This is a genomic window from Zobellia nedashkovskayae, from assembly GCF_015330125.1.
Lineage (GTDB): Bacteria > Bacteroidota > Bacteroidia > Flavobacteriales > Flavobacteriaceae > Zobellia > Zobellia nedashkovskayae.
In genome coordinates this window covers 1905126-1918361 of the sequence record NZ_JADDXR010000002.1, presented here as the reverse complement: position 1 = coordinate 1918361, position 13236 = coordinate 1905126, and the positions used below count along the sequence as shown (strand labels likewise).

Below are 13236 nucleotides of genomic sequence, written 5' to 3'. Positions count from 1 at the left end.
AAGGAAAGCCCCTTCTGATGATTTATCAGAAGGGGCTTTTATGTATTAGTGAGTTTAAGTCTACTTTGCAAAGTATACATACAATGCAATCACTATAAAACAGATAACAATACCTACTTGCTTCACGTACTTGTAAGGTTCTATAGATACTTGTTTTGTATACTCAAGTTCAAATGGTACTTCGTTCGGTCTTATTTTACCTATAATTAACATAATTGATGCGTTGACCACAAATAAAATGGCCATTACATGTATGAAGTGCGGATATGCTTCTGCCTTCACTAATGCCAATGCTTCAGGGTCAGTCAAACCTGCTGCGGCAGCTTCTTCCAGAGCACCATCAACAAATAAAGGCTGTAAATAGAACTGACTGAAACAGTACAGTACAACACCGGCAATAATACCGATTTTAGCGGCAATTGCAGGAACACGTTTGGTAAGATACCCCACTACGATTATAGTAAATATTGGAATGGTATAAATACCGTTTAACTCCTGTAAATAGGCAAAGAGACTACCTGCATTAGATATTAGTGGCGCAATAAGCATAGCCCCAACAGCTAAAACAATACCAAAAATCTTACCATACTTCACTACCGTTTGCTCAGTAGCTTCTGGGTTTATATGCTGCTTGTAAACATCCAAGCCGAACAAAGTAACAGAACTGTTCAATACACTATTGAAGGAGCTTAAAATTGCTCCAAAAAGTACAGCTACAAAAAAGCCAACTAAATATTTAGGCAATACTGCATTTACCAAAGCTGGATACGCCTGATCAGGCATTTCTAATCCGCCTTGAAAATAATGAAAAGCAATAATACCAGGAAGCACTACAATTAACGGCCCTAAAATCTTAATAAAAGAAGCTAGCAACAAACCCTTCTGCCCTTCGGCCAAGTTTTTGGCACCTAAAGCTCTTTGTATTATTTGTTGGTTCGTACCCCAATAGAATAAGTTAATCAACATCATACCTGTAAACAGAGTAGAAAATGGCACACTGTTCGTAATTTCTCCCGTAGAATCAAATTTATCAGGATTAGCTTGATAAAGAACATCTAATCCTCCAAAAACACTTCCATCACCAATGGCCATAAGTCCAAAAATAGGTATCAACAGTCCACCTATCAGAAGCCCAACAGCGTTTATCGTATCAGAAACAGCAACAGCCTTCAATCCACCGAATACGGCATATATAGAACCAATGATACCAATACCCCATATACTCATGTTTAAGGCCGTACTATCAGAGACACCTAACATAGTGGGTAAATCAAACATGGTACTGATTGCAAGCGCTCCAGAGTAGAGAATAGTTGGCAACAACACCACTACATAACCAGTAAGAAACAAAACCGAGGTAAGGGTTTTTGTTGTAACGTCATATCTATCCTTAAGGAACTGGGGAACCGTTGTTATTCCTCCTTTTAAATACCTAGGCAGCAAGAAAATAGCGGTAACCACCATAGCGATAGCAGCAAGTGTTTCCCAAGCCATCACAACAATACCTTCTGTATATGATTGTCCGTTAAGACCAACAATCTGTTCCGTAGAAAGGTTCGTCAACAACAAGGATCCTGCAATTACACCTGCAGTAAGACTTCTTCCTCCTAAAAAATACCCATCAGAAGAATTCTCATCTGTTGATCGTGTTGCAAAATAAGATATTATGGCCACCAGAGCGGTAAAGCCTACAAAAGACAAAATTCCTATCATTATGTGTTGGTTTGATATTTCGGCTAAATATATTGGATTATTTGCGAAAAACTTAAGGATTTACTGACAATATATTCAATATCACATATGACAATCAAATAAGATGAAATTTCACAGTCCTGTAATTTTCTATACCTCTGAGCATTGGTTATCTTGCAGGTGATTTTGACATGAAAAAAGTATTGGGTTTTATTTGGGTTTGGGCACTGTCCTTTTTAATGAATTCCTGCTCAGAAGAAAAGCAGGAAACCCCTGTCTTATTTCAAAAAATTGAAGCCTCAGAAACGGGAATATACTTTAAAAATTCTCTTAAAAATACTCCTGAACTTAATATTCTTAACTACCTCTACTACTATAACGGAGCTGGTGTTGCCGCAGCTGATTTTAATAACGACGGACTAGTAGATCTTTATTTTACAGCCAATGAAGGTGCAGACCATTTTTATATAAACAAGGGCAACTTAAAGTTCAAGGAAACAAGTTTAAAATCAGGCCTGAATAATACTGAAGGTTGGACTACCGGCGTAACCCACGTAGACATAAACAATGACGGCCTTCTAGATTTATACGTTTGCAAAGTAAGTAACTATAAGCATCTGAAAGGTTCTAATTTACTTTATATAAATCAAGGCAACGACAAAGATAAAAACCCCATTTTTAAGGAAGAATCAAAAAAATACGGTCTTGACTTTTCAGGATTTTCAACACAGGCTGCATTTTTTGATTATGACTTGGATGGTGATTTGGATCTATTTCTTCTCAATCACTCAGTGCACCCTAACAGAACCTATGGTAAGGGGGATAAAAGAAAGAAAGAAAATCCGTTATCGGGTGACCGACTTTATAAAAATGAAAACGGGAAGTTTATTAATGTTTCTACTGAAGCTAAAATTTTTCAAGGTGAGATTGGATATGGCCTTGGAATAGGCATAAGTGACGTTAACAATGACGGTTACCCAGACATTTATGTGGGTAATGACTTTTTTGAAAACGATTACCTCTACATCAATCAAAAAGATGGAACTTTTGAAGACATAATCTCAACTAATTCCAATAAATTAGGGCATACCTCCCACTTCTCAATGGGCAACGATTTGGCTGATATTAATAATGATGGCCTTACTGACATTGTTTCGTTAGACATGCTTCCAGAAAATCTTGAAACGTACAAAACATCTGGCCTAGAATTCCCCTACCCAACCTATCAAAACTATTTGCGCAACGGCTACGCACCACAATACATGCAGAATACACTTCACTTAAATCTGGGTAATAACAACTTTGGTGAAATAGCCCATCTTGCAGGTATTTCTGCCACCGAATGGTCTTGGGGAGCATTGCTGGCAGATTATGACAACGATGGATTGAAAGACCTTTTTGTTTCTAACGGTATTAAAGGCGCTACCAATGACATGGACTTCATAAACTTCATTGCTAACGACAATATTCAAAAACGTATTGAACAAGGCATGACCAAAGAAGATATGGCTTTTATTAACGAAATGCCAAAGAAAAAGGTGCCTAACTATTTTTTTAAGAATAAGGGCGATTTAACTTTTGAAAACGTATCAAAATCATGGTCTAGTGGAGAAGATAGCTATAGTAACGGCAGTATTTACGCGGATCTGGACAATGATGGTGATTTAGATATTGTGGTAAATAACGTTGGCCAAGAAGCTTTTGTTCTGGAAAATACTAGTAATTACACCACTGAAAACCATTTCCTAAAAATCGATTTTAAAGGAAGTAAAAATAACCCACTTGGAATTGGAGCTAAAGTCATTGCCTATGGTAACAACACAGCTTTAAGTGCTGAAAATTTTGTAACACGAGGTTACTTATCGGCTGTATCTCCACAACTACATTTGGGTATTGGTAAAGATTCAGTTTTGGATTCGCTAACAGTTATCTGGCCTGGCGGAAGATTTCAAATATTTAAAAAACTGGGTACTAATCAAAAATTGACTATCAACTTTTCAGAGGCTAGCGGTAATTTTTATGAAAAATCAGAAGAATTTACTCCCTCCATATTAAACAATGTGCCAGATTTTCTTGGTTTTTTCCATAAAGATAGCCCGACTCTTGAATTCAACCGAAGTCCGTTGATTCCTTTTGCGAATACTAATGAAGGCCCTAATCTTTCGGTTACCGATATTAATGCAGATGGTTTAGAGGATATTTTAATTGGTGGAGCAAAAGGCCAAGCTTCCGCTTTATTCGTTCAGCAACAAGAAGGAAATTTTTCACCACAACAAACTGCCCTTTTTGAAGAAGATGCTATAAATGAAGATGTATCTCAAGTCTTTTTTGATGCTGATGGAGACGGTGACCACGATTTAATTGTAGTTAGCGGGGGGAACGAATTTAAATCAGGCAAAGCATTGCAACCTCGTTTTTACAGAAATGAAACTGGGCTATTTAAAAAAGAAGATCAGCAGTTTACCAGCGTATATATAAATGCATCAAAAGTAGGCGCTGTAGATTTTGATAATGATGGTGATGAAGATATTATAATTACTTCCGATCAAGTTCCGCATCAATTTGGTGTTACACCTTTGCAATATATTTTTGAAAACGACGGTACTGGAAATTTTGCAGACGTATCCGAAACTGTCGGCAAGGCTTTCCGAGAAATAGGCAATGTAAAAGAGTTTGTCTGGAAAGATTTAAATGGCAATGGCTTTCAAGATCTCATTGTAGTAGGCCATTGGATGCCTATAACCATTTTTTACAATGATGGAAAATCATTACAACTTCAAGATAACCCCACATTGAAAAATACAAATGGATGGTGGAATACGATTGTTACCGATGATTTTGACAATGATGGCGATATTGATTTTGTTGTCGGAAACTGGGGTCTTAACAGCAAGTTTAACGCATCTTTATCTGAACCAATTACACTCTATAATGCTGATTTTGACAATAACGGAAACATGGACCCTATTGTCACTCATTTTCAACAACATAAAGAAACTCCGTTTGCCTCAAAAGACGAATTAGTCAAACAACTGCCTTATTTGAATAAACAATTCTTATCGTACAAAGACTTTGCCCAAGCTTCTATTTCTAACCTGTTCTCAAAAGAGAAATTGACAAAATCTAGCCAAAAAAAGGTCTATGAATTGCGAAGTTCATTTTACGAAAACGATGGAGTTGGTAATTTTACTATAAAACCACTTCCAGCTATTGCACAAGCTTCCACAATTCATGATATTGCAGTAGAAGACTTTGACAATGATGGATTTAAAGACCTTTTAATAGTAGGTAACACAATTGAAATCAGCACGCAATTGGGAAGAATGGATGCTTCACATGGTCTAATTTTACGCAATACCAAAGAGGGCGGTTTTGAGCGTTTAAGCAACCAAAAATTTGATGTTGCAGGTTCAGCAAGAAACATTGCTAAAATTAATGTAAAAAACAAAGAGTTCTATGTCATTGGAATGAACAATGACGTCCCCATTTTCTTATCAAAAAAAAGTAACGAATAGTATGCAATCAATAACCAACAAGGATTTTAATGGCTCCGTTTGGGCGTTTGTTTTTATGATAGCCCTTATGGTTTCATGCAACTCTGAAAATAAGGAAGAAACTCCTGAAACCCCAAAAAAAGAAACTCTTTTCAGTATGCTTTCTGCAGATGAAACGGGTATTGATTTTATCAATTCTGTTAAGAATGAAAAGAATTTCAACATTTTTAAATACCGTAATTTTTACAACGGAGGAGGCGTAGCCATTGGAGACATTAATAATGATGGCTTGGCAGACATTTACCTTTCGGCCAATATGGGCCCAAATAAACTCTACCTGAATAAAGGCAATTTTAAATTTGAGGATATTTCTAAAAAAGCGGGCGTTGTAGGTAACAAACCGTGGTCTACAGGAGTAGTAATGGCTGATATTAATGCTGACGGATTTTTAGATATCTACGTAAGTAATGCCGGAAACATGGAAGGCAACAACCATGATAACGACCTTTATATAAATAACGGAGACCTCACTTTTACTGAAAAAGCAAAGGAATTCAATCTTGCAGAAACAGGTTTTTCAACACACGCTTCCTTTTTTGATTATGATAAAGATGGAGATTTAGATGCCTACATCTTGAATAATAGTAATATTCCTGTTAGTAGTTTGGGCTATGCGGAGCAACGCAGCGTTCGTGCACAAGATTGGGAAGGCGTGCCTCATATTTTTAGAGGAGTAGGCGATATGCTTTTACGTAATGACAACGGTAAATTTACTGACGTAAGCGAAAAGGCAGGTATTTATGGTAGCCTAATAGGATTTGGGCTTGGTGTTATGGTAAGTGATATTAACGGAGATCTTTGGCCGGATATCTACGTTTCCAACGATTTTTATGAGCGGGATTACCTCTACATCAATCAAAAGGATGGCACTTTTAAAGAAGAAATAAAAGAGTGGACCTCTCATTTATCCCTCTCTGCAATGGGTATAGATATGGCAGACATTAACAATGATGGTAATGCAGATATCTTTATTACCGATATGCTCCCAGAGGGAGACCAACGCGTAAAATCTGTTATGGAGTTTGAAGGCTACAATATTTTCAGGTTAAAACAGAGTAAAGATTTTTATCAGCAGTACATTCAAAACACCTTGCAATTAAACAATGGAAACGGTTCTTTTTCTGAAATCGCCTATCATAGCGGCGTGGCAAAAACGGACTGGAGTTGGGCAGGACTTCTTTTTGACATGGATAATGACGGACTTCGCGATATTTATATCACTAATGGTGTAAACCATGACCTTACCGACCTTGATTTCGTAGATTTCTTTGCTAATGAGATTATCCAAAAAATGGCTTTAACCGGTAAAAAAGAATCCATAGATTCTATTATCAATAAAATGCCAATTGCTCCGCAACCAAACTATGCCTATCGCAACAACGGCGATATTACTTTTGATAATGCCGCCGTTGACTGGGGTTTTGAAATACCCAGCCTATCTAACGGTGCGGCTTATGGCGACCTTGATAATGACGGTGATTTAGATTTAGTAGTTAATAACGTAAACATGCAGTCGTTCATTTATAAGAACAGGACTAATGAATTGACCGACAATCATTATATAAAATTAAAATTTGAAGGTCAAGGCCAGAACCCATTTGCGGTGGGAGCCAGTATTAAAATGTACTACAAAGACCAAATCGTTTTGCAAGAACTGATTCCCTCACGAGGCTTTCAATCTTCCGTAGATTATGTGATGGATATTGGTCTGGGCGAGACCACAACTGTAGATTCTTTACGGGTTATTTGGCCTGATGATTATACACAGAAATTAGAGAATGTTTCCGCTGACCAGCTTTTGATTTTAAAAAGATCAGATGCCATAGAAAAATACGTTCCACAAAAGCAATCGAATAAAAAGACATTGCTAACCGAAATTACTAGCCAAAAATTGGCCTCACATAAAGAAGACACCTATCAAGATTTTGATTATGAGGGGTTAATTTCTAAGCTCATATCGCAAGAAGGTCCTGCTTTGGCAGTAGGCGATATAAATGGCGATGGCAATGAAGATATCTTCCTTGGAGGAGCAGACGGCCAAGCCGGCATATTATATACGCATTCAGGAAACGGGAAACTGACGAAAAAACCATTGAACTTTGATATCGATTTTGAAGATACCGCAGCGGCATTTTTTGATTCGGATGGTGATGGTGACCAAGATTTAGTTGTTGGTACTGGCGGTAACCAAATCAACCAAGAAAACACCTATAAACCGCGATTGTATCTTAATGATGGTAAAGGTAATTTCAGTAAATCTGAAGAAGAGCTGCCTTCGGCCTTTAAAAACATTTCAGTTATTTCACCTTACGATTTTGATCAGGATGGAGATATTGATTTATTTGTAGGTTCTAGAAGTGTTGTAGGTACTTACGGTGTTGACCCTGATCACCTATTTTTAGAAAACCAAGGAAGCGGGAAGTTTATAAATGCAACCGAAAGGCTGGCATACGACCTGAAAGATGCAGGCATGATTACTGATGCCGTTTGGGCCGATATAGATGGAGATGATAGGAAAGACTTACTTACGGTATCTGAATGGGGACGACCTGATATCTATAGAAATTCAGGTAGGCGCTTGAGTCGGCTTCCTTCCACGCTTGATAGCTTATACGGTTGGTGGAATACGGTAGAAGCTGTGGATTTAGATAATGATGGCGATATGGACTTGGTATTGGGTAACCAAGGCACAAACGTTCCTTATGAAGCCGATAAAGAACATCCTATGAAATTATGGATCAATGATTATGACAACAATGGAACGTTGGAACAGATCACTACTCGTGGGTTTGACGGAAAGGATTATCCCATCCATCAAAAAAAGGAACTGACCGGGCAAATTGTATCGTTAAAGAAGCAAAGCTTAAAAGCTTCCGAGTATGCTAAAAAGACAATAAACGAACTCTTCCCTAAAGAAATATTTGATCGTAGTATTGTTAAGGTAGCCAATACAATGTCATCCGTAATTGCCATAAATGAAGGTGGCGGCAAATTCACTATTAAAAAACTACCTGCGCGCGTTCAACTTTCTTGCGTTTGTGGTATTAGTTGTGCCGATGTCAATAAAGACGGAAACCTAGATTTAATTATGGCCGGAAACAATTTTGAATTTAAACCTCAATATTCACGTTTGGATGGCAGCTACGGGAACGTTCTTCTAGGTGATGGAAATCTCAACTTTAAATGGCAAGATTATAATACCAGTGGATTTTTTATTAAAAATGAGGTCAAACACCTGAAACAATTTAAAGACAAAAACGGCAAAATCTATCTCATTGCAGCCATAAATAATAGCGCACCAAAAATTTATGCAATAGACTAAATGCCCATACAAAAGCAACAACTTCAAAGAAAAAATATACTACCTGTGCATTTTAAATACACCCATATTTGTCTTTCCCTTGTGCTTATAATCTTTACCGCTTGCGGTGATAAGCAAGGCTCACTTTTTACCAATCCTCCTGCTTCAGAAACAGGTATCACGTTTAAGAATACCCTTACTGAAACCAATGACCTAAATATTTTAGACTACCTCTATTTCTATAATGGCGGTGGTGTGGCTATTGGAGATATAGATAATGATGGGCTACCTGATATTTTCTTTTCTGGTAATCAAGTGAAGAACAAATTGTACCGCAACAAAGGTAACCTTCAATTTGAAGATATTAGCAAGACTGCTGGCATTGAAGGCAACAGTACATGGAATACAGGCTCAGTCATGGGCGACGTAAACGGAGACGGGCTTTTGGATATCTATGTTTGTGCCGTAGTGGGCATTAACGGTTTTAACGGTTATAACGAACTGTTTTTGAACAATGGTGATGGATCATTTACCGAAAGTGCAACCAAATACGGACTTGATTTTGATTCGTACAGTTCTAATGCGGCATTTCTGGATTTTGATATGGATGGGGATTTAGATATGTACCTCCTGAACCATGCCGTGCACACCCAAGAATCTTTTGGAAAAGCAGACTTACGCCTGAAACGCAACTATCAAACAGGAGACAAACTACTTCGTAACGATGGAGACAAGTTTACGGATGTAAGCGAGGCCGCAGGCATTTACGGAGGTGTGAATGGATACGGATTAGGATTGGCAGTTTCCGATTTTAACCAAGACGGTTATCCTGATATTTACGTAGGTAATGATTTTCATGAAGATGATTATTATTATCTAAATAATGGCGACGGTACTTTCACCGAGAGCTCAAAGCAGTTTTTTGGTCATACCTCCCGCTTTTCCATGGGTAATGATGTTGCGGACATTAACCATGACGGTTGGCCAGATTTGATTTCTTTAGATATGCTACCGCAGGATGAAAACGTACTAAAATCCTCTGAAGGGGATGATAATGTGCAAACCCAAAGATTACGCACAGAACGGTATGGCTACGGATATCAGTTTACTAGAAACATGCTGAACATTAATCAGCAAATCAGCACTTATCTAGAAACGGCACTTATGAGCGGTGTAGCTGCTACAGATTGGAGCTGGAGCGCTCTTTTTGGCGATTATGACCAAGATGGCGAACAAGACTTGTTCATATCTAACGGTATACCTAAAAGGCCTAACGACCTTGATTTTATCAATTTTGTGAGTAGTGAGCAGATTCAAAATAAGATGAACAACACCAAGCTTATGGATCAGCAAGCTTTAGACAAAATGCCGACTGGAAATATCCATAATTACGTTTTTAAAGGTTCTGACGTTTTGATTTTTAAAGACCAATCTGGCCAATGGATGTCAAAAGACACCTTAGTTTCTGGAGCTACGGCCATGGGCGACCTTGATAATGATGGGGACTTAGATTTGGTAACAAACAACCTTAATGGTACCGCTTCACTCTACATCAACAAAACAGATAGTAAATCAAACTATCTCAAATTAAAAATTCAATACAAAAATAAAAACACATTTGGCTTAGGAACCAAGGCCTTCTCCTATGCAAAAGGCAAATTACAATATAAAGAACTGTATACGGTTAGAGGTTTTCAGGCTTCTTCGGAACCAATAATTCATTTTGGATATGGAGAAATAACTCAAGTAGACTCCATAAAAGTGGTTTGGCCCGATGGCTCTTATCAGACACTTAGAGATGTCGCTACTAACCAAACGGTGATTGTAAAGCCAGAGAATACAGCAAAGTTTGACTATACTAGTTTGCTGCCCCATCAAAAACCAATATTTGAAAAGACCGAAAACAATTTAGGGATTAATTTTAGTCACGTTGAGGATAATTACACGGATTTCAATCGTCAAAAACTTATTCCTTATCAGATATCAGACCGCGGGCCTGCCACTGCCATCGGTGATTTAAATGGAGACGGTAAGGACGATATTTTCTTTGGAGGGTCAAAATACATTCCTTCACAAATCTATATACAAAATGATTCTGCATTCGTACCATTTCATATTGCTCAAATAACTAAAGATTCTATAAAGGAAGACGTATCAGCAGTAATTTCGGATTTTAACTCGGATGGGAAAAATGACTTAGTTATTGGTGCAGGTGGAGGTGATTTTTATAATAAAATGGCAGCCTTACTAGACTCGTATTATATACAAAGCAATAATGGATTTGACACAGCTACCCTACCAGAAAGCTTTCAAAACACATCCGTTTTAGCTCCCTATGATTTTGATGGAGATGGAGACCTTGATTTGTTCGTTGGCGGTCAAGCTATTTCAAATGACTTCGGAAAAGTCCCTGAATCAGTTTTACTCATAAACGACAACGGTACTTTTACAAATAAAAACGAGAAATCGCTTACCAGTTTAGGTATGGTCACCGATGCCATTTGGACCGATTTCGATAATGACGGCACAAAAGACCTCATCGTGATTGGTGAATGGATGTCACCCACTTTTTTCAAGAATACTAAAGGCAAACTGAGCAAGGTTAATATGATACAAAAAGACCTAAACGGACTCTGGCAAAGCATAGTTCCTTTTGATATAGATAATGATGGGGATACAGATTACTTACTGGGTAATTGGGGCACAAATACCAAGTTTAAAGCATCTGCGGAACATCCTATGAAAATGTACTACGGCGATTTTGATAAAAACAGACAAACCGAGACTATAACTACTATTGAGAAAGAAGGTAAATACTATCCAATAGAAGGCTTGGATGGACTTTCATCTCAACTGGTTTTTCTTAAAAAGAAGTTCAACACTTATGCTTCTTTCGCTGGTTCCTCAATAGAACAAATACTAGACAAGGATGTCTTAGAAAAAGCGGAAATTCTAGAAGTTCAGGAATTGCGTTCGGGATATTTAAAAAATGAAAACGGTGATTTTAGTTTTGTGCCTTTTCAAAACGAACTGCAAGTTTCACCCATTATGACTATGCTCTCTTATGATTTTGATGGTGACGGAAAAGAAGAGGTTCTGACTGCTGGAAACTATTTTGGTGTTAAACCTTATCACGGGAGGTTCGATTCTTTTGGAGGAGCCTTGGTTAAAGGTGAAAATAATGTAATTTTAAGCGCTCAAATAGGTCTAGACCTTAGCCAAAAATCAGTCAGACATTTAAATATTCTTGACCTAAAAGGAGAAAAATACCTCTTGGTAACTTTAAATAATGCCAGTGCACAGGTCTACCTACTGAAAAGAAAATAGAGAACAAATGAACAAAATTATTACCGTATTACTATCGCTTATTTTTGCGATTTCGTGTAAAGCTCCACAAAAAGAAGAACCTATAACCATTACCCCAGAAGATCTTGATGCTTCTATAAACCAGGTAACGGATATTATGATTCACGATATATTTTCCCCTCCTGTAGCCAGTAGAATTTTTGCTTATCCAAATATTGCTGCTTATGAAATCGTTGCTATGGCAGACGATAATTACACCTCTTTAGCAGGGCAACTTAATGGCCTTACAGCCATTCCTTCGCCAGACACTACTAATACTGTAAACTATGACCTTGCCGCCATGGTGGCCCATATGGAGCTTAGTAAGAAATTAATCTTTTCAGAAGATCGTATGGAAATGCTCCGTGATAGCCTCTATACAATTTGGGAAGGTAAGAACCCTGTTCTGTTTACCAGCTCAAAAGAATACGGCATGCAAGTAGCAGACCATATAGCTGCTTGGATGAAAGAAGACAACTATGCACAAACACGGACGATGCCAAAATTCACGGTAGATGCAGATGATGAAACAAGATGGCAGCCTACACCTCCTGCTTATATGGACGGTATTGAACCTCATTGGAATAAAATCAGGACTTTTGTAATTGATTCCGCTTCTCAATTTATGCCAATTCCGCCACCAGCGTTTTCACTTGAAGAGGACTCCCCTTTTTATAAAGAACTTAAAGAAGTTTACGATATCAGTAATAGAATTACCGAAGAAGGTGATGCTTCCGAAGAAATCCAGATTGCCCAGTTTTGGGATTGTAACCCTTATGTTTCAGTTACACGTGGCCATTTGATGTTCGCTACCAAAAAAATTACCCCAGGTGCACACTGGATGGGTATAGCAAAAATAGCAGCACGTAAAACTAAAAGTGATTTCCGCAAATCTTTATACGCTTACACCAAAGCGTCCATTGCAATGGCAGATGCTTTTATCAGTTGTTGGGACGAGAAATACCGAAGTAACCTTATTCGCCCAGAAACTTTGATTAATCAACATATAGACGATAGCTGGAAGCCGGTTTTGCAGACACCACCATTTCCAGAATATACAAGTGGACATAGTGTTGTATCAGGAGCTGCATCAGTTGCGTTAACAGATGTATTTGGTGATGACTTTGCTTTTGATGATGATACCGAAATACCTTACGGACTACCTATTCGTAGTTTCACCTCTTTTAAACAAGCAGCAGACGAAGCAGCAATTAGCCGTATGTACGGTGGTATTCACTACCGTGCTGCTGTAGAAGTAGGTGTAAAGCAAGGAAGGGACCTTGGTAAGTTTGTAGTTGACAACCTTAACATGGCAACAAATAACGCAACAGCTCAAAACTAAGG

The 13236-nt window shown here is 38.0% G+C and carries 5 protein-coding genes; 4 read left to right on the top strand and 1 reads right to left on the bottom strand.

Annotated features, from left to right (window positions below):
- Positions 1-60: 60 nt before the first annotated feature.
- Positions 61-1713: a solute:sodium symporter family transporter gene (locus tag IWB64_RS08090; protein WP_194533532.1), complete on the bottom strand. Its 1653-nt coding sequence runs from the start codon at positions 1711-1713 to the stop codon at positions 61-63.
- 170 nt (positions 1714-1883) lie between these two features.
- Here IWB64_RS08090 and IWB64_RS08085 point away from each other — a divergent pair, with 170 nt between their 5' ends.
- The 4 genes from IWB64_RS08085 to IWB64_RS08070 are packed head-to-tail and all read left to right on the top strand — an operon-like array spanning position 1884 to position 13234.
- Positions 1884-5207: a VCBS repeat-containing protein gene (locus IWB64_RS08085; protein WP_194533531.1), complete on the top strand. Its 3324-nt coding sequence runs from the start codon at positions 1884-1886 to the stop codon at positions 5205-5207.
- 1 nt (position 5208) lies between these two features.
- Positions 5209-8568 (top strand): VCBS repeat-containing protein, encoded by a 3360-nt coding sequence (locus IWB64_RS08080; RefSeq protein ID WP_194533530.1) that lies wholly within the window; start codon positions 5209-5211, stop codon positions 8566-8568.
- Positions 8569-11874, top strand: coding sequence for a VCBS repeat-containing protein (locus IWB64_RS08075; protein ID WP_194533529.1), 3306 nt, complete (start codon positions 8569-8571; stop codon positions 11872-11874).
- 7 nt (positions 11875-11881) lie between these two features.
- A complete protein-coding gene (locus IWB64_RS08070) occupies positions 11882-13234 on the top strand; it encodes a vanadium-dependent haloperoxidase (RefSeq protein WP_194533528.1) in 1353 nt (450 codons plus the stop codon).
- The last annotated feature ends 2 nt before the right edge of the window (positions 13235-13236 follow it).

Bases quoted from the DNA above. Each gene is read 5' to 3' on its own strand.
- IWB64_RS08085 (WP_194533531.1), top strand. From the start codon at position 1,884: ATGAAAAAAGTATTGGGTTTTATTTGGGTTTGGGCACTGTCCTTTTTA.
- IWB64_RS08070 (WP_194533528.1), top strand. From the start codon at position 11,882: ATGAACAAAATTATTACCGTATTACTATCGCTTATTTTTGCGATTTCG.
- IWB64_RS08090 (WP_194533532.1), bottom strand. From the start codon at position 1,713: ATGATAGGAATTTTGTCTTTTGTAGGCTTTACCGCTCTGGTGGCCATA.
- IWB64_RS08075 (WP_194533529.1), top strand. From the start codon at position 8,569: ATGCCCATACAAAAGCAACAACTTCAAAGAAAAAATATACTACCTGTG.
- IWB64_RS08080 (WP_194533530.1), top strand. From the start codon at position 5,209: ATGCAATCAATAACCAACAAGGATTTTAATGGCTCCGTTTGGGCGTTT.